This window comes from Pseudomonas brassicacearum (assembly GCF_918698105.1).
GTDB lineage: Bacteria > Pseudomonadota > Gammaproteobacteria > Pseudomonadales > Pseudomonadaceae > Aquipseudomonas > Aquipseudomonas brassicacearum_F.
In genome coordinates this window covers 13557-31876 of the sequence record NZ_CAKKMI010000052.1, presented here as the reverse complement: position 1 = coordinate 31876, position 18320 = coordinate 13557, and the positions used below count along the sequence as shown (strand labels likewise).

General features: G+C 60.7%; 19 protein-coding genes and 1 pseudogene. 11 read left to right on the top strand and 9 right to left on the bottom strand.

Annotation, left to right across the window (positions count from 1 at the left end; translation table 11 throughout):
- Positions 1–42: 42 nt before the first annotated feature.
- Entirely contained in the window at positions 43–1185 is a 1143-nt protein-coding gene (locus LQ215_RS19700) for an MFS transporter (RefSeq protein ID WP_230152181.1), read from the bottom strand.
- 189 nt (positions 1186–1374) lie between these two features.
- Complete coding sequence (locus LQ215_RS19695; RefSeq protein ID WP_230152180.1) at positions 1375–2868, bottom strand: aldehyde dehydrogenase; 1494 nt, start codon at positions 2866–2868, stop codon at positions 1375–1377.
- Between the two features lie 234 nt (positions 2869–3102).
- Between LQ215_RS19695 and LQ215_RS19690 the strand changes: the two genes are divergently transcribed.
- Both LQ215_RS19690 and LQ215_RS19685 read left to right on the top strand, forming a co-directional pair.
- Positions 3103–3465, top strand: coding sequence for a cupin domain-containing protein (locus tag LQ215_RS19690; protein WP_230152179.1), 363 nt, complete (start codon positions 3103–3105; stop codon positions 3463–3465).
- A gap of 62 nt (positions 3466–3527) precedes the next feature.
- On the top strand, positions 3528–3857 hold the full coding sequence (locus LQ215_RS19685) for a hypothetical protein (RefSeq protein ID WP_230152178.1): 330 nt from the start codon (positions 3528–3530) through the stop codon (positions 3855–3857).
- A gap of 86 nt (positions 3858–3943) precedes the next feature.
- Here LQ215_RS19685 and rpmG read toward each other — a convergent pair whose 3' ends face one another.
- Entirely contained in the window at positions 3944–4099 is a 156-nt protein-coding gene (rpmG, locus tag LQ215_RS19680; protein WP_003177274.1) for a 50S ribosomal protein L33, read from the bottom strand.
- An 11-nt stretch (positions 4100–4110) separates the two neighbouring features.
- A complete protein-coding gene (rpmB, locus tag LQ215_RS19675; protein ID WP_003177273.1) occupies positions 4111–4344 on the bottom strand; it encodes a 50S ribosomal protein L28 in 234 nt (77 codons plus the stop codon).
- 437 nt (positions 4345–4781) lie between these two features.
- Between rpmB and LQ215_RS19670 the strand changes: the two genes are divergently transcribed.
- Entirely contained in the window at positions 4782–6368 is a 1587-nt protein-coding gene (locus LQ215_RS19670; RefSeq protein WP_230152177.1) for an ABC transporter substrate-binding protein, read from the top strand.
- A 151-nt stretch (positions 6369–6519) separates the two neighbouring features.
- Here the strand turns inward: LQ215_RS19670 and radC are convergent, their stop codons facing one another.
- Positions 6520–7194 carry a RadC family protein gene (gene radC, locus LQ215_RS19665; RefSeq protein WP_230152176.1) on the bottom strand — a complete coding sequence of 225 codons (675 nt, stop codon included), beginning with the start codon at positions 7192–7194 and terminating at the stop codon, positions 6520–6522.
- A 144-nt stretch (positions 7195–7338) separates the two neighbouring features.
- Here radC and coaBC point away from each other — a divergent pair, with 144 nt between their 5' ends.
- The 4 genes and pseudogenes from coaBC to argB all read left to right on the top strand — a co-directional run bounded on the left by coaBC (position 7339) and on the right by argB (position 11595).
- The gene (coaBC, locus tag LQ215_RS19660) at positions 7339–8547 is read left to right on the top strand and encodes a bifunctional phosphopantothenoylcysteine decarboxylase/phosphopantothenate--cysteine ligase CoaBC (RefSeq protein ID WP_003206865.1); all 1209 of its coding nucleotides are present in this window, start codon (positions 7339–7341) and stop codon (positions 8545–8547) included.
- A 4-nt stretch (positions 8548–8551) separates the two neighbouring features.
- Positions 8552–9007 (top strand): dUTP diphosphatase, encoded by a 456-nt coding sequence (gene dut, locus LQ215_RS19655; protein WP_047702584.1) that lies wholly within the window; start codon positions 8552–8554, stop codon positions 9005–9007.
- Positions 9008–9258: 251 nt separating this feature from the next.
- A pseudogene (locus tag LQ215_RS19650) lies at positions 9259–10662 on the top strand (phosphomannomutase/phosphoglucomutase); the annotation flags it as partial.
- Between the two features lie 27 nt (positions 10663–10689).
- On the top strand, positions 10690–11595 hold the full coding sequence (argB, locus tag LQ215_RS19645; RefSeq protein WP_230152175.1) for an acetylglutamate kinase: 906 nt from the start codon (positions 10690–10692) through the stop codon (positions 11593–11595).
- Between the two features lie 210 nt (positions 11596–11805).
- Here the strand turns inward: argB and pyrE are convergent, their stop codons facing one another.
- The gene (gene pyrE / locus LQ215_RS19640; protein WP_003206873.1) at positions 11806–12450 is read right to left on the bottom strand and encodes an orotate phosphoribosyltransferase; all 645 of its coding nucleotides are present in this window, start codon (positions 12448–12450) and stop codon (positions 11806–11808) included.
- A gap of 83 nt (positions 12451–12533) precedes the next feature.
- On the opposite strand from pyrE, the gene LQ215_RS19635 reads away from it, so the two are divergent.
- Positions 12534–13313 (top strand): exodeoxyribonuclease III, encoded by a 780-nt coding sequence (locus LQ215_RS19635; RefSeq protein WP_013694557.1) that lies wholly within the window; start codon positions 12534–12536, stop codon positions 13311–13313.
- A gap of 96 nt (positions 13314–13409) precedes the next feature.
- On the opposite strand, the gene gltS is transcribed toward LQ215_RS19635, so the two are convergent.
- The 3 genes from gltS to rph form a co-directional block, all read right to left on the bottom strand.
- Positions 13410–14618, bottom strand: coding sequence for a sodium/glutamate symporter (gltS, locus tag LQ215_RS19630; protein ID WP_230152173.1), 1209 nt, complete (start codon positions 14616–14618; stop codon positions 13410–13412).
- Between the two features lie 360 nt (positions 14619–14978).
- A complete protein-coding gene (locus tag LQ215_RS19625) occupies positions 14979–15347 on the bottom strand; it encodes a DUF4870 domain-containing protein (protein WP_058545766.1) in 369 nt (122 codons plus the stop codon).
- A 31-nt stretch (positions 15348–15378) separates the two neighbouring features.
- Entirely contained in the window at positions 15379–16101 is a 723-nt protein-coding gene (gene rph / locus LQ215_RS19620) for a ribonuclease PH (protein ID WP_003177262.1), read from the bottom strand.
- Positions 16102–16373: 272 nt separating this feature from the next.
- On the opposite strand from rph, the gene LQ215_RS19615 reads away from it, so the two are divergent.
- From LQ215_RS19615 to rpoZ, 3 genes are all read left to right on the top strand, one after another.
- Positions 16374–17237 (top strand): YicC/YloC family endoribonuclease, encoded by an 864-nt coding sequence (locus LQ215_RS19615; RefSeq protein WP_230152172.1) that lies wholly within the window; start codon positions 16374–16376, stop codon positions 17235–17237.
- A gap of 10 nt (positions 17238–17247) precedes the next feature.
- Complete coding sequence (gene gmk, locus LQ215_RS19610) at positions 17248–17868, top strand: guanylate kinase (RefSeq protein ID WP_003206877.1); 621 nt, start codon at positions 17248–17250, stop codon at positions 17866–17868.
- 167 nt (positions 17869–18035) lie between these two features.
- On the top strand, positions 18036–18299 hold the full coding sequence (gene rpoZ, locus LQ215_RS19605) for a DNA-directed RNA polymerase subunit omega (RefSeq protein WP_003177259.1): 264 nt from the start codon (positions 18036–18038) through the stop codon (positions 18297–18299).
- The last annotated feature ends 21 nt before the right edge of the window (positions 18300–18320 follow it).

The following is an 18320-nucleotide window of genomic DNA, read 5'->3' as shown; positions in this document are numbered from 1 at the left end:
TCCAGCGGGAGCAAGCTCCCTCGCCACAGGGTTTTGGGGTGTTCAAGCGGGTTGGGTGGTCCCGAACGCCCCTTGGCGCATTAGCAGAATCACCAGGCCAAACGCCCCTGCCGCCATGAACAATGGCAGCGCATGTCCACTGATCCACTGGCTGCCCGCTCCTGCCGCCAGTGGGCCGATCAGGCAACCAAGGCCCCACAGTTGCGCGACGTGGGCGTTGGCCCGCACCAGCGCATCGTCGCGGTAACGCTCGCCGATCAGGATCAGCGACAAGGTGAACAAACCGCCGGCACTGGCGCCGAACAACACCCACAACGGCCAGATCAACAGGGTATCGATCAACAGCGGAACCGCCAGGCTCGATAAGGTCAGCGCCACCGCACAGCCCGTCAACAGCGCCCGGCGAGACACGCGATCGGCCAGGGCACCGATGGGCAACTGCAACAAGGCATCGCCAACCACCACGGTGCTGACCATCGCCAGCGCGATGTCGGCAGTGAAGCCCTGGCGCAGGCAATACACCGGCAAAAGCGTGAGGATCATGGCCTCGAACGCGGCAAACAACGAGACCGCCCAGGCAATCGCTGGCAAGCCTCGGCAAAACGTCCACAAATCGCTAAACGTAACGCTGCCGGCCTCGCTGCTCGGCCCACCGCTGCGGCCCAGCAACAGCAAGGGTGCGCTCAGCAGCAGACCGACACCCACCCAGAACCCGTAGTCATGATCGGTCCCCAGCGCGCCCAGCAGCAGCGGGCCGGACAACTGGCTCAGGGCATAGCTGCTGCCGTACAGCGCCACCAGTCGCCCACGCCATTTTTCAATGACCAGTTGATTGATCCAGCTTTCACCCAGGATGAACACCAGGGTCAGGACCACGCCAATCACCAGGCGCAGCAGCAACCAGACCGGATAGCTGGGCAACAGCGCCAGCAACCCGATGGACACCGCGCCGCCCCATAGGCACAGGCGCATCAATGCCGCCGTGCCGAACCGTGCCGCCAGCCGGCTCGACACCTTGGCTCCGAGCAACACCCCCACGGCCGGCATGGCGGCCATCACGCCAATGGCGAACGAGCCATAGCCCCAGCCCTCCAGGCGCAGCGACACCAGCGGCATGCTCACACCCAGGGCCAGGCCGACACTCAGGACAGACGCCAACACGGCGAAATAAGTCGCCCAACGCATTTCCACGCTCCTGTGGACAGTGATGTTTCAAGCCCTACGCAAAACAAATGTGGGAGCGAGCTTGCTCGCGATGACGGCGCAACATTCAACAAAGTCGTCGACTGTCATACCGCTATCGCGAGCAAGCTCGCTCCCACAGGGGGGATCAGCGCTGCATGAGACCCCGGACAGGATCCGGGGCCGTCATTCTCAGAGCTTGATCCAGGTCGACTTCAGCTCGGTGTACTTGTCGAACGCATGCAGCGACTTGTCGCGACCGTTGCCCGACTGCTTGAAGCCACCGAACGGCGCGGTCATGTCGCCGCCGTCGTACTGGTTGACCCATACGCTGCCGGCACGCAGGGCCTTGGCGGTCAGGTGGGCCTTGGAGATGTCCTTGGTCCATACCGCTGCGGCCAGGCCGTACGGCGTGTCGTTGGCGATCTCGATGGCTTGCTCGGCAGTATCGAAGGCGATGACCGACAATACCGGGCCGAAAATCTCTTCCTGGGCGATTTTCATCGCGTTGCTCACGCCATCGAAAATCGTCGGCTCGACGTACGTACCGCCCGTTTCCTCAAGGATGCGCTTGCCGCCGGCCACCAGTTTGGCGCCGTCGCTGTGCCCGGCCTCGATGTAGGACAGCACGGTGTTCATCTGCTGGGTATCGACCAGGGCGCCGACATTGGTGGCCGGGTCCAGGGGGTTGCCCGGCTTCCAGCCCTTGAGGGCTTCGATCACCAGTGGCAGGAACGTGTCCTTGATGGAGCGCTCCACCAACAGCCGCGACCCGGCGGTGCAGACTTCGCCCTGGTTGAAGGCGATGGCGCTGGCGGCGGATTCGGCGGCGGCTTGCAGGTCCGGGGCATCGGCGAACACGATGTTCGGGCTCTTGCCGCCGGCTTCCAGCCAGATACGCTTCATGTTGGATTCGCCGGAGTAGATCATCAGTTGCTTGGCGATCTTGGTAGAGCCGGTGAACACCAGCGTATCGACGTCCATATGCAGGGCCAAGGCCTTGCCGACGGTGTGGCCATAGCCCGGCAGCACGTTCAGCACGCCTTTGGGAATGCCGGCCTCGATCGCCAGTGCGGCGATGCGGATGGCGGTCAGCGGGGATTTTTCCGACGGTTTGAGCACCACCGAGTTACCAGTGGACAGCGCTGGGCCGAGCTTCCAGCAGGCCATCATCAACGGGAAATTCCACGGCACGATAGCGCCCACGACACCCACCGGCTCACGGGTTACCAGGCCCAACTGGTCGTGGGGTGTGGCCGCCACTTCGTCGTAGAGCTTGTCGATGGCTTCGCCGCTCCAGCTCAACGCTTGGGCCGCGCCGGGAACGTCGATATTGAGGGAATCACTGATCGGCTTGCCCATGTCCAGGGTTTCGAGCAGGGCCAGTTCTTCGGCATGCTGCTTGAGCAGGCCGGCGAAACGAATCATGGTGGCTTTGCGCTTGCTGGGTGCCAGGCGCGACCAGGCGCCGGAGTTGAACGTGGCGCGGGCGTTTTCGACAGCACGCTGGGCGTCGGCGACGTCACAGCTGGCGATCTTGCCCAGCAGGCGGCCATCGACCGGGCTGAGGCAATCGAAGGTTTCGCCGGACACCGCATCGGTGTACTCGCCGTTGATGAAGGCGCGGCCTTCGATCTTCAGGTCGCGGGCGCGTTGTTCCCAGTCGGCACGAGTCAGGGTGGTCATGCGTGTGTCCTCCTCTTATTGAGTACGAACGTCGCGCGGTGCGCAGCGCTCAAAAGAATTCTGCCCAACCAGCCTGGTTTCGGCGCCGTTTTCGGCATAGGGCACCCGCCACCCTAAACCAGCGACTGGTCATGTTTCAATATATTTGACACAACCCTGGCAAACGACCTTGCGATGTTCGTTTTAATAAACATAGACTCGAGGCCTTCCAAGCGATCACTGGGGATCACCCGCATGAGCATTCAGGACATCGTTGATTTCAGCCAGGCCAATACCACCGCCGAACGTTATCGCCCGGACCCGGCCAAGGTGTTCAAGGGCGATCCCGAGCAAACCGTGTTCAACCACTACAGCAGCCCCTGCGGGCAAATGAACGCGGGCGTATGGGAAGGCGCGGTTGGCCAGTGGACGGTCAACTACACCGAACACGAATACTGCGAAATCGTCCAGGGTGTCTCGGTGCTGCGTGACGAGGATGGCAGCGCCAAGACCCTGCGGGCCGGTGACCGTTTCGTGATTCCAGCGGGGTTCAAGGGCACTTGGGAAGTGTTGGAGCCGTGCCGCAAGATCTATGTGGTGTTCGAACAGAAGGGGTGAGCCCCGCGGAACGCAGAAAAAGCTGCTGACATTCCAGCGCTGGCCAATGACCAGCCAAGCAGATGAAACTGCTCACGGGCGTTATGCCGCTGTCGGCACTACGGCTCTGCACAGGACGTGCAGCCAACCCGACAGAGAACGCCCTGACCTATCAACTACTGCAAGGAGGCAACATGCCCGTCTTACCCGATCAATGCGATCTGGCCATCGCTCGATACACCATCGGCCAAAAATGCACCCCTGAGTTGCTCAGGGAGGTTCGCGCCCTGGCCAACGGAGCGCTCGTTCGCGCCACAGGCCCGAAGTATCCTACGAGTTGGGATCTGCGCCCGCAGCGCATCAACCTGCATACCAATGCCGATAGAATCATTGTCAGCATCCATTGCGGCTGATCTGCACCGTCGCTGGCGCATAACTGACACAAAAAAGGGCCCGTATCTCACGATACGGGCCCTTTTTTGTAAGAGGGAAAAATCAATTACTTGATTTTGCCTTCCTTGTAGATCACGTGCTTGCGAACAACCGGATCATATTTCTTGATCTCGATTTTGTCCGGGGTAGTACGCTTGTTCTTGTCGGTAGTGTAGAAGTGACCAGTACCGGCGCTCGAGATCAAACGAATCAATTCACGCATGATTAGCTCCCTTAAACCTTGCCATCGCGACGAAGTTCGGCCAGCACGACACTGATGCCACGCTTGTCGATGATACGCATGCCCTTGGCAGATACGCGCAGACGCACAAAACGTTTCTCTTCTTCAACCCAGAAGCGGTGATGCTGCAGGTTCGGCAGGAAACGACGACGGGTTTTGTTGTTTGCGTGGGAAATGTTATTCCCAGTCACCGGACCCTTACCGGTAACTTGACAGACTCTCGACATGCCTCAGCCCTCTAAAACCACATGCCCAACCCGGCATGGGTTGGCCGCTTAATCTCTCAGTCATTTGGCGCCAGGCGCCGCGTTTCTTTAAGGGTCTTACCGGCTACACCTACAGTGAAGGAACCGGGCCCCTAGAAAAGAGCGCTGCTTTATACCAGAAAGACCACAGTGCAACAACAGCCGATGTGATTTGTCTTCATGGCCAATCATCGACCAACCGCCCCGGACGGCGTGGGCAGCGGCTGGCGCAGCCCCTTACCGCTCGTCGCGGCACGCAGGTTTTTTCCACCCGCGGCGATTTTTAGCCCATCAACGCGTCGGCGCAGAGTGCCGGAAAATGCAAAAAGGGGATAGTCATTTAGCGGCGGGCCCACTAGGGTAGGCCTTTTCCAGACTGCACTCGCAGATGGGCCTTCGACTTGCACAGGAAACCGACCATGCGCCTCGCTGCCCTACCGTTGTTGCTCGCCCCTCTGCTGATCGCCCCGCAGGCCTTGGCCGCCGCCCTGAGCGTCTGTACCGAAGCCAGTCCGGAAGGGTTCGATGTCGTCCAGTACAACTCCCTGACGACTACCAACGCCTCCGCCGACGTGCTGATGAACCGCCTGGTGGACTTCGACACCGCCAGTGGCAAATTGGTCCCCAGCCTGGCCGAGCGCTGGGAAGTCTCCACCGATGGCCTGACCTACGTGTTCAAGCTGCGGCCACAGGTCAAGTTCCACCACACCGACTACTTTACGCCGCGCCGCGACCTGACTGCCGAGGACGTGAAATTCAGCTTCGAGCGCATGCTCGACCCGGCGAACCCTTGGCACAAGGTGGCGCAAAGCGGCTTCCCCCACGCCCAGTCCATGCAGTTGCCAGCGCTGATCAAGAAAATCGACGCGCTGGACCCGCTGACCGTGCGCTTCACCCTCGATCACGCCGACTCGACCTTCCTGGCGACGTTGAGCATGGGTTTTGCCTCCATTTACTCGGCCGAATACGCCGATCAGTTGATGAAGGCCGGTACGCCGGAAAAGCTCAACAGCCTGCCGATCGGCACCGGCCCGTTCATTTTCAACCGTTTCCAGAAAGATGCTTCGATTCGCTACAAGGCCAACGCGGATTATTTTGGCGGCAAGCCCCAAGTGGATCCCTTGATCTTTGCCATCACGCCGGACGCCAACGTGCGCCTGCAGAAACTGCGCCGCAACGAATGCCAGATCGCCCTGTCGCCCAAGCCACTGGACGTACAGGCCGCCAAGCAAGAACCTACGCTGAAGGTCGAGCAGACCGACGCCTTCATGACCGCGTTCGTGGCGTTCAACAGCCAGCATCCGCCACTGGACAAGCCTGAGGTGCGCCAAGCCATCAACCTGGCCTTCGACAAGGCCAGCTACCTGACGACCGTCTTCGAAGGCACTGCCGAAGCCGCCAACGGCCCCTACCCACCCAACACCTGGAGCTATGCCAAAAGCCTGCCCGGCTACACCCATGACCTGGCCAAGGCCCGCGACCTGCTGGCCAAGGCCGGCTTGAAGGAAGGCTTCCAGACCACCATTTGGACCCGCCCTTCCGGCAGCCTGCTGAACCCCAACCCCAGTGTCGGCGCACAGCTGCTGCAATCCGACCTGGCGCAAATCGGCATCCAGGCCGAGATCCGGGTGATCGAATGGGGCGAGTTGATCCGTCGCGCCAAGGCCGGCGAACATGACTTGCTGTTCATGGGTTGGGCCGGCGACAACGGCGACCCGGACAACTTCCTCACGCCGCAGTTTTCCTGCGCGGCGGTCAAGTCCGGTACCAACTTCGCCCGCTACTGCAACCCCGACCTGGACAAACTGATCACCGCCGGCAAGACCACTGGCGAACAAGGTGTGCGTACCAAGCTCTACGAGCAGGCCCAGGCCCAGATCCAGCAGCAAGCCCTATGGCTACCCCTGGCGCATCCGACTGCGTTCGCCCTGACCCGCAAGGATGTGCAGGGTTACTCGGTCAGTCCGTTTGGGCGCCAGGATTACTCCAAGGTCAGCATCAAGTAACCCCTGCCCTCGGACATTTGAGGTTGCAGTGCCCCCTGTGGGAGCGAGCTTGCTCGCGATGGCGGCGTATCAGATGACATCGATGTTGACTGATCGACCGCTATCGCGAGCAAGCTCGCTCCCACAAAGGGTTCTAAGCGCTAAATATCGCCTACATCCACCCACACTCCGCCATCGACAGCGGCTCTCCATCGCCAACGATGAAATGGTCGAGCACCCGCACGTCGATCAGCTCCAGCGCCTCCTGAAGGCGCTCAGTGAGTACTCGGTCGGCCTGGCTGGGCTCGGTGTTGCCGGAGGGGTGGTTGTGGCACAGGATCAGCGCCGCGGCGTTGTGGGCCAGGGCGCGCTTGACGACCTGCCGGGGATGGACACTGGCGCTGTCGATAGAGCCGCGAAACAGCGCCTCGAAGGTCAGCACCTGGTGCTTGGAATTGAGGAACAGGCAGCCGAACACCTCGTGGGGTTCGTGACGCAGCATCGATTTGAGGTACTCACGCACCGCGAACGGGCTTTCCAGCGTGGTCTTTTCCCGTGCCCGTTCAGCCAAATGCCGACGACTCATTTCCTGAGCCGCTTGCAGCTGGGCAAATTTCGCCGGCCCGAGCCCCATATGATTACTGAATGTGATCTGATCGGCTTCAAGCAGCGCGCGCAGGCTGCCAAATTGAATCAATAGTTGTCGCGCCAGATCCACCGCGCTTTTGCCCGACACGCCGGTTCGTAAAAAAATCGCCAGCAGCTCGGCGTCCGATAGACTCCCCGCCCCTAGCGCCAATAACCGCTCCCGTGGCCGCTCGGCCGCGGGCCAATCGCGAATACTCATAGCATCTCCCTGATTGTGGGCGCCGCTGTTCCGTAGCGGTCGCTGTGATATCGTAGCCCATCTTTTTTGCAGGCGATTTGCACCCTGGCAGCTGCTGCCAAGGGGTTCGCCTTGCACTGACCACTGAAATCGAAAGGCAGGCCTATGCAGCGGCTGTATCGGAAACGCATCGTTCTGGGCGTCGGCGGCGGCATTGCCGCCTACAAGAGCGCCGAGCTGGTTCGCAGGCTTATCGACCAGGGCGCGGAAGTACGGGTCGTCATGACCCGCGGCGGCAGCGAGTTCATTACCCCGCTGACCATGCAAGCCCTGTCCGGGCACCCGGTCCACCTGGATTTGCTCGACCCCGCGGCCGAAGCCGCCATGGGCCATATCGAACTGGCCAAGTGGGCCGACCTGGTGCTGATCGCCCCGGCCACGGCCGACCTGATCGCCCGTTTGGCCCAAGGCATCGCCGACGACCTGCTGACCACCCTGGTGCTCGCCACCGACGCGGTGGTCGCCGTGGCGCCGGCCATGAACCAGGCCATGTGGCGCGACCCGGCGACCCAGGCCAACCTGCAATTGCTCGAAAGCCGCGCCCTGAAAGTCTTCGGCCCGGCCTCTGGCAGCCAGGCCTGCGGTGATGTCGGCATGGGCCGCATGCTCGAAGCCACCGACCTGGCCCAGTGCGCCGCCGACTGCTTCCAGCGCCAGGCCCTGACCGGCAAGCATGTGCTGATCACCGCCGGACCGACCCAGGAAAACATCGACCCGGTGCGCTACATCACCAACCACAGCTCCGGAAAAATGGGCTTCGCCCTGGCCGAAGCTGCCGTGGAAGCCGGCGCCCGGGTGACGCTGATCACCGGCCCCGTGCACTTGCCGACCCCGGACCGAGTCACGCGCATCGACGTGGTCAGCGCCCGGGACATGCTCGCGGCCTGCGAAGCGGCCATCCCGTGCGACCTGTTCATCGCCTCGGCGGCGGTGGCGGACTACCGTCCCGAAGTCGTTGCCCCGCAAAAATTGAAGAAAGACCCTACAAGCGGCGACGGCCTGCTACTGCAAATGGTGCGCAACCCGGACATCCTGGCCAGCATCGCCACCCGCCCCGACCGCCCGTTCAGTGTCGGCTTTGCCGCCGAGACCGAACACCTGCTCGATTACGCCGCACGCAAGCTCAAGGACAAGAACCTCGACTTGATCGTCGCCAACGACGTGGCCAACCCGAGCATCGGCTTCAACAGCGAAGAAAACGCCTGCAGCGTGATCGACCGCCAGTTGCACGCCACACTTTTCGCCCAGACCAGCAAGAGCAAGATTGCCCGCCAGCTGATCACTTTTATCGCCGAACGTCTGAACCAGGTTTAATGTCATGCACGCCCTACAAGCCAAGATCCTCGACCCACGCATTGGTAACGAATTCCCGCTGCCGCAATACGCCACGCCGGGCTCCGCCGGCCTCGACCTGCGGGCGATGCTCAAGCAGGACACGGTCCTGGAGCCTGGCCAGACCCTGTTGATTCCTACCGGTCTGTCGGTGTACATCGGCGACCCGGGCCTGGCGGCGCTGATCCTGCCGCGCTCGGGCCTGGGCCACAAGCACGGCATCGTGCTGGGCAACCTGGTGGGCCTGATCGATTCCGACTACCAGGGCGAACTGATGGTGTCGTGCTGGAACCGCGGCCAAACGGCCTTCAACATTGCCGTGGGCGAACGCATCGCGCAGTTGGTGCTGGTGCCAGTGGTCCAGGCCCACTTCGAACTGGTCGAAGAATTCGACGAAAGCCAGCGCGGCGCGGGTGGTTTCGGGCATTCCGGCAGCCATTGACTAGTGGTTACAGGCCGGGCGTCCTGCCCGGCCCGTTTGTGAAGCTTGTGTTTCAGGGCAAAAAATGCGCAATGGCTTTCTGCTAGGTTTCCCACCCGGAATCAATGTATTAGGCGAGCGAGGCCAGGGTAACGCTGTCTCATGGCACTTTCCCACCACGAACTCTCTGTCAAAAACGCCGTCATACCCTTCAGCTTGAGCCTGCCGACGCTAACCGCCGGCCTGTCCAGTCACTTTCCTGATAGAGCGCCCCGCCCATGAACACCCCAGCCGCAATCGCCCCGATCTTCCCTGACAGCATCTTCCGCGCCTACGACATCCGTGGCGTGGTACCGGAAACCCTCACTGCCGAAACCGCCTACTGGATTGGCCGCGCCATCGGCTCCGAGAGCCTGGCCCAGGGTGAACCGAATGTGTGCGTCGGCCGTGATGGCCGCTTGTCGGGCCCTGAGCTGGTCGCACAGTTGATCAAAGGCGTTGCCGACAGTGGCTGCCACGTCAGCGACGTGGGCCTGGTGCCAACCCCGGCGCTGTACTACGCCGCCAACGTGCTGGCCGGCAAATCCGGGGTGATGCTCACCGGCAGCCACAACCCGTCGAACTACAACGGCTTCAAGATCGTCATCGCCGGCGACACCCTCGCCAACGAGCAGATCCAGGCCCTGCACACCCGCCTCAAGACCAACGACCTGAGCAGCGGCCAGGGCAGCGTGACCAAGGTCGATATCCTGCCGCGCTACAACGACGAAATCGTCAAGGACGTGAAACTCGCCCGCCGCCTGAAAGTGGTGGTCGATTGCGGCAACGGCGCGGCAGGCGTGATCGCCCCGCAACTGATCGAAGCGCTGAACTGCGAAGTCATCCCGCTGTTCTGCGACGTGGACGGCAACTTCCCTAACCACCACCCGGACCCGGGCAAGCTGGAAAACCTCGAAGACCTGATCGCCAAGGTCAAGGAAACCAACGCCGACCTGGGCCTGGCCTTCGACGGCGACGGCGATCGCGTGGGCGTGGTGACCAATACCGGCAGCGTGGTATTCCCGGACCGCCTGCTGATGCTGTTCGCCAAGGACGTGGTGGCGCGCAACCCCGATGCCGAAATCATTTTCGACGTTAAGTGCACCCGTCGCCTGGTGCCGCTGATCAAGGAATACGGCGGTCGCCCGCTGATGTGGAAAACCGGTCATTCGTTGATCAAGAAGAAAATGAAACAGAGCGGAGCCCTGCTGGCCGGCGAAATGAGCGGGCACATCTTCTTCAAGGAACGCTGGTTCGGTTTTGACGACGGCATCTACAGCGCCGCGCGCCTGCTGGAAATCCTCAGCAAAGAGAAATCCACCGCCGAAGAGCTGTTCGCAACCTTCCCAAACGATATTTCTACGCCAGAAATCAATATCCATGTGACCGAAGAGAGCAAATTCAGCATCATTGATGCACTGCACGACGCTCAATGGGGCGAAGGCGCCGAACTGACCACCATCGACGGTGTGCGGGTCGACTATCCCCATGGCTGGGGCCTGGTTCGCGCATCCAACACCACACCGGTGCTGGTACTGCGTTTCGAGGCCGACAACGAAGCCGAACTGCAGCGCATCAAGGATGTGTTCCACGCCCAACTCAAACGTGTTGCACCTGATCTCCAACTACCGTTTTGATTTTTTGAAGCACTACCGGAGCCCTGAATGACCCTCGAACGCGAAGCCGCCGCCAATACCGCCAAGGTCCTGTCCGAAGCGTTGCCTTATATCCGACGCTACGTCGGCAAGACCCTGGTGATCAAATACGGCGGCAACGCGATGGAAAGCGAGGAGCTCAAGACCGGCTTCGCCCGCGACATCGTGCTGATGAAGGCCGTGGGCATCAACCCGGTGGTGGTGCATGGCGGTGGTCCGCAGATCGGCGACCTGCTCAAGCGCCTGTCGATCGAAAGCCACTTCATCGATGGCATGCGCGTGACCGACGCGCAGACCATGGATGTGGTGGAAATGGTCCTGGGCGGTCAGGTCAACAAGGACATCGTCAACCTGATCAACCGCCATGGCGGCAGCGCCATCGGCCTGACAGGCAAGGACGCCGAGCTGATCCGGGCGAAGAAACTCACCGTCACCCGCCAGACTCCGGAGATGACCCAGCCGGAAATCATCGACATCGGGCATGTGGGCGAAGTGGTCGGCATCAACACCGACCTGTTGAACCTGCTGGTCAAGGGCGACTTCATCCCAGTCATCGCGCCTATCGGCGTGGGCGCCAACGGCGAGTCGTACAACATCAACGCCGACCTGGTGGCGGGCAAGGTTGCCGAGGCACTGAAAGCTGAAAAGCTGATGCTGCTGACCAACATCGCCGGCCTGATGGACAAGTCGGGCAAAGTCCTGACCGGACTGTCGACCCAACAGGTCGATGAACTGATCGCTGACGGCACTATCTACGGCGGCATGCTGCCGAAGATCCGTTGCGCGCTGGAAGCGGTACAAGGTGGCGTCGGCAGTTCGTTGATCATCGACGGCCGGGTACCGAATGCGATCCTGTTGGAGATCTTCACCGATACGGGTGTGGGCACGTTGATCAGCAATCGCAAGCGTCCTTAAGCGATACCGGTAAAAAAAGACCCCGCTCAACCTGGTTGAGCGGGGTCTTTTTTTACACCTCTTTTTCAGATGATGCTTTTGTGGCGAGGGAGCTTGCTCCCGCTCGGTCGCGCAGCGACCGCAAAAATATTGGGGCCGCTGCGCCCGAAGCGTCGGACCGGCCCAGCGGGAGCAAGCTCCCTCGCCACAAGATCAAAATCAGCGGGCTTCTTAGACGCCGAACTGCGCCCGATAAGCCTCAACCGCCGGCAAATGCTGCTTGAGCTGTGGATCGTCGGCCAAAAACTCCAGCACCTGGTTCAGCGACACAATGCTGATCACCGGAATGCCGAAGTCGCGCTCCACTTCCTGGATCGCCGACAGCTCACCGTTGCCGCGCTCCTGGCGATTCAGGGCGATCAGCACGCCAGCGGCCTTGGCGCCTTCCTGGGAACCGATGATCTGCATCACTTCACGGATGGCCGTGCCGGCAGTGATGACGTCGTCGATGATCAACACGTCGCCAGTCAGCGGCGCCCCCACCAGGCTGCCACCTTCGCCATGGGCCTTGGCTTCCTTGCGGTTGAAGCACCAAGGCAAGTCGCGGCCGTGATGTTCGGCCAGAGCGACGGCGGTGGTGGCGGCCAGCGGGATGCCTTTGTAGGCCGGGCCGAACAGCACGTCGAACGGGATGCCGCTCTCGACGATGGCTGCCGCATAGAAACGACCCAGTTGCGCCAGGGCGGAACCGGTGTTGAACAGGCCGGCATTGAAGAAGTACGGGCTGGTGCGCCCGGACTTGAGGGTGAACTCACCGAAGCGCAAAACGCCGCGATCGATGGCAAAGCGAATGAAATCGCGCTGATACGCCTGCATGAAAAAAAGCCTCAAATACCGCGGATTTAGCTAAATAGGTACACGGCGTGTATCATACACGCACGTGATTTTTGGGGCCATTTATGCGGATCATCAGTGTGAACGTCAATGGTATTCAGGCTGCAGTCGAGCGTGGTTTGCTCAGTTGGCTGCAAGCACAGAATGCCGACGTCATCTGCCTGCAGGACACCCGCGCCTCCGCCTTTGAACTGGACGATGCAGCCTTCCAACTGGATGGTTACTTCCTTTATGCCTGCGATGCCGAAGTCCCCGCCCAGGGTGGCGTGGCTTTGTACTCGCGGCTGCAACCGAAGGCTGTCATCAACGGTCTCGGTTTCGAGACGGCGGACCGCTACGGGCGCTACCTGCAAGCCGATTTCGACAAGGTCAGCATCGCGACCTTACTGCTCCCTTCGGGGCAGAACGGCGATGAAGATTTGAATCAGAAATTCAAGTTGATGGACGACTTCGCCCGTTACCTGGATAAACAGCGGCGCAAACGTCGCGAGTACATTTATTGTGGCTCGCTGTACGTGGCGCAGCAGAAGCTGGATATCAAGAACTGGCGCGACAGCCAACAATCTCCTGGCTTCCTGGCGCCGGAACGGGCCTGGATGGACGAGATCATTGGCAACATGGGTTACGTCGACGCCCTGCGCGAAGTCAGCCGTGAAGGCGACCAGTACAGCTGGTGGCCGGACAACGAACAGGCTGAGATGCTCAACCTCGGTTGGCGCTTCGACTACCAGTTGCTGACGCCAGGGCTGCGCCGCTTCGTACGCAGCGCTCGCCTGCCGCGCCAACCACGGTTCTCGCAGCATGCGCCGCTGATCGTGGATTACGACTGGACGCTGACCATCTAAGCGTACCGGCGACATCCCCCAGGTCGACCGTCCAAAGAAAATGCCCGTCTCGCAAGAGACGGGCATTTTTTATGGCGAACGCTACCGCTCGGAACCTCAAGCCACGGCAAAAAACGGCAGGGCAAGGTACAACTTGATGACGATGACGTTAATGATATCGATGAAGAACGCCCCCACCATCGGCACCACCAGGAACGCTATCTGTGAAGGCCCATAGCGCTGCGTCACTGCCTGCATGTTGGCGATGGCCGTCGGCGTGGCACCCAGCCCAAAACCGCAATGCCCTGCCGCCAAGACGGCGGCATCGTAATGACTGCCCATGATTCTGAACGTCACGAAAATCGCAAACAGCGCCATGACCAATGTCTGGGCCGCCAGGATAATGAAGATCGGCAAGGCCAGCGACGCCAGGTCCCACAACTTGAGTGACATCAGGGCGATCGCCAGGAACAGTGACAGGCTGACATTGCCGAGCACGGACACTTCTCGCTCAAAGACCTGATACAAGCCAAGCGCCGAAAGGCCATTGCGCAAGACCACCCCCACGAACAAAACGCAAACAAAGGTCGGCAACTCGAAGGCGGTGTCGTGGAGCTGCCCATTCAAGAGCGTGCCGACCAACAGGCTGACCGCAATCAGCGCCAACGTCTCGATAAACGAAAACGGCGTAATCGAGCGCTCTTTGTTCGGCTGCTCGAACCCCTTGGGCACCCGGGGCATTTCTGGCTCAAGGCCGACGGGTGACTGGACACGCTTGATGAGCAGGCGCGCAACCGGCCCTCCGATCAAGCCACCCAACACCAAGCCAAACGTCGCGGAAGCCATCGCAAGCTCGGAGGCGGAAGCCAGACCGTATTTCTCACTGAACACCGCCCCCCACGCCGCGCCGGTACCGTGACCGCCCGCCAAGCTGATCGAGCCTGTCAGCAACCCCATCAACGGATCGAGCCCCAGCGCTTTTGCGAGCCCGATGCCCATGGCATTCTGGACCACCAGCAGACCGACGACCGCCAGCAGGAAAATCCCCACCACGCGCCCGCCTTTCTTCAGGCTGGCGAAGTCTGCGCTCAGGCCAATCGTGGCAAAAAATGCCAGCATCAGCGGTGTCTGCAATGAAGTATCAAATCGAACTTCAACTTCAAGCCCGCGCAAAGCCAGGAGAGCCAGGGCAACTACCAACCCGCCCGATACAGGCTCAGGAATATTATAGGCGCGTAGAAAACCAACACGTGTAACAAGTCCGCGCCCCAACAAAAGGACTAGAGAGGCGGCGACAAGTGTTCCATAGAAGTCAAGCTGCAACATGAGTGTTTATTCTTTGAACATGTATTCAGGGGCGGACTTTTTACCTGGGCACGCCTCTTGAACAGGTTGATTGCCTCAACACTGATTGGCTTTGAATTCAAGGACCTTCAATGGTCTGAATATATCGAAATATTTCTAAAGGAATATAACTTGGCGCAACTCTATCAATCGAAGTGTCTTATTGCCAAGCATAGAGATTGCACTGGAACTGTGCAGTTGTGACTGGAAGTGTAAGAGCGGTATATGTGCACGATAACTGGCGACGCAATGGGACGCTGCACACAAAGAGAAACATTTACAACTTCAAAAAAAAATGCCCCGATAAGTCGGGGCATTTTCCTTGAATCGCAACGCCGATGGTTATTTGACCAAGCGCCAGGTAAACGGATACCGATACGGCAGCCCTTCATTGGCCTTCACGCCACCGATGATGGTCAATACCAGCGCACCGATGGCCACCAGGCCGAACAGGAAGAAGCCGATTACCACGACCATCAACAGCAGGCAGATCGCCGAGGCAATCGCCACGGTGATTTGGAAGTTCAGCGCTTCCTTGCCCTGGGCATCGATGAACGGGTCGGACTCACGCTTGAGCTGCCAGAGCACCAGCGGCCCGATCAGCGTGCCGAACGGAATCCAGATCCCCAACAAGGCGGACAGGTGACAAAACATTGCCCATTGACGCGCCTCTTTGCTCGGCTGGGGCAGCAGGATTTGCTCATCACTCATGACGCTCTCCTTGTCTTGAAGCGGGTATCGGTCAGTCAGCCAATGCGGCTTTTTGCAGTTCGAAGATCTCGTTCATGCCTTTCTTCGCCAACTCCAGCATAGCGTTCAATTCTTCCGGCTGGAATGGCGCGCCCTCGGCAGTGCCCTGGACTTCGATGAAACCGCCGGCACTGGTCATGACCACGTTCAGGTCGGTCTCGGCGGCGGAGTCTTCCAGGTAATCCAGGTCCAGCACCGGCTCGCCCTGGTACATGCCCACGGACACCGCGGCGATCATTTGTTTGAGCGGGTCGCCGCCCTTGAGGCCACCGCGCTTCTTGATCACTTTCAAGGCATCGACCAGGGCGACCATGGCGCCGGTAATGGACGCAGTACGCGTGCCGCCGTCGGCCTGGATCACATCGCAATCGACATACAGCGTCACGTCGCCCAACTTGGACATGTCCAACGCAGCACGCAGCGAGCGGCCGATCAAGCGCTGGATTTCCAAGGTACGACCGCCCTGCTTGCCACGGCTGGCCTCACGTTGGTTCCGCTCACCGGTGGCGCGCGGCAGCATGCCGTATTCGGCCGTCAGCCAGCCCTGGCCCTGGCCCTTGAGAAACCGTGGCACGCCGTTTTCGACGCTGACGGTGCAGATGACCTTGGTATCACCGAATTCGACCAGTACAGATCCCTCGGCGTGTTTGGTGTAGTTGCGGGTAATGCGGATCGAGCGAAGCTGATCGGCAGCGCGACCACTTGGACGTTTCATAGGGAGTACCTGTACAGAGGACGGAAAACTGCCGAGCATTATAGAGCCGTGAACCGTCATAGGGCAGTTAAACGTAGCACGGCTCTAAAAAGCCGGCGCGAGCGAAGCGGCGCCAAGGCCCGCCCGACGGGCTGCTGCGCTTTGTCGCAAGTGCGGTTGGGGCATACGCCTCACTGCGCTACAATCCTGCGCCTTTGCTGCCCTCGGGCTTTTATCTACAGATCCCAGGCCCACGACCACCGTCGTGCCGGCCTGCATTGCGAGGAACCTCCATGGTGCACAGCATGACCGCCTTCGCCCGCGTCGAAAAAGCCGGGGCCCAAGGCACGCTGAGCTGGGAACTGCGCTCGGTCAACAGCCGCTACCTGGAGCCGCACCTGCGCCTGCCCGAGTCTTTCCGCGACCTGGAAGGGGGGGTGCGCGAAGCACTGCGCCAGGGCCTGTCCCGGGGCAAGCTGGAATGTACCCTGCGCTTCACTGAAGAAAGCACCGGCAAAGCCTTGCAGGTGGACCGCGAGCGCGCCGCGCAACTGGTCGCCGCCGCCGAAACCGTCGCCGGCCTGATCAAGAACCCTGCTGCCTTGAATCCACTGGAAGTCCTGGCCTGGCCCGGTGTGCTGGTGGGCGATGCGAGCGACCCGCAGGCGCTGAACGCCGAGGCGATGGCGCTGTTCAATGAAGGTCTCAAGGAACTCAAGGCCGGCCGCGAGCGCGAAGGCGCGGAGCTGGCCCGGCTGATCAACGAGCGCCTGACCTCCATTGAAGAAGACGTCAGCACCCTGCGCGAACTGGTCCCGCAGATGCTCGCCACCCAGCGCCAGAAAGTCCTCGACCGCTTCACCGACATGAAGGCCGAGCTGGACCCGCAACGCCTGGAACAGGAAATGGTCATGCTCGCGCAAAAGAGCGACGTGGCCGAAGAACTGGATCGCCTGAGCACCCACATCATCGAAGTTCGCCGGGTGCTCAAGTCCGGCGGTGCGGCCGGTCGCCGCCTCGACTTCCTGATGCAGGAACTCAACCGCGAAGCCAATACACTGGGCTCCAAAGCCTTCGACCCGCGCAGCACCCAGGCGGCGGTCAACCTCAAGGTGTTGATCGAGCAAATGCGCGAACAAGTGCAAAACATTGAGTAAGGCTCACAACATGACCCACAGCACCGGCACTCTGTACATCATTTCCGCGCCCTCGGGCGCCGGCAAGACCAGCCTGGTCAAGGCACTGATCGACGCCGAGCCGCAGATCCGCGTCTCGGTCTCGCACACCACCCGCGCCATGCGCCCGGGCGAAGTGAATGGTGTGAACTATCACTTCGTCGACCGCGAAGAGTTCGTGAAGATGGCCGAACACGGCGACTTCCTGGAGCGCGCCGAAGTTTTCGGCAACCTTTATGGCACTTCGCAAAGCTACTTGCAGCAGACCCTGGACGAAGGTCACGACCTGATCCTGGAAATCGACTGGCAAGGCGCCGAGCAGGTGCGCAAGCTGATGCCCCAGGCCCGTTCGATCTTCATCCTGCCGCCGAGCCAGCAAGCCTTGCGCCAGCGCCTGACCAACCGCGGCCAGGACAGTGACGACATCATCGAAGGGCGGATGCGCGAAGCGGTCAGCGAGATGAGTCACTACGTCGACTATGACTACCTGATCATCAACGACGATTTCGCCCACGCGCTGGACGACCTGAAGGCGATTTTCCGCGCCAGCCAGCTGCAACAGAAACGCCAACAGCAACGTTTCGGTAAATTATTGGCCGAATTGTTGGGCTGAACAGCCCTTCCCAAAACCGCTGCGACGGCTTTACATTGGTAGTCGCAGCGCGCCGAGGGGTTTGGTTAAAAAATCAGCGCTTCCCTAAACGCTGGTGTTTTTTTAAACTGTCGAGTCCGCTCGCCCAACCGGGCAGCGCGCATATTGCATTCGCTCCGAGGAATACCATGGCCCGCGTAACCGTTGAAGACTGCCTAGAACACGTGGAAAACCGCTTTGAGCTGGTCATGCTCTCTACCAAGCGTGCCCGTCAACTGGCCACCGGCGGCAAAGAGCCATTGGTCCAGTGGGAAAACGACAAGCCTACCGTGGTAGCGCTGCGTGAAATCGCCGAAGGCCTGATGAGCTACGAGTTCATCGCCAACGCTGAAATCGTCGAAGACGAACCGCTGTTCGCAGCGTTCGAGGACGAGTCCAACGAGGCGGTCTAAGCCTATGCCTGGTCGACGTAG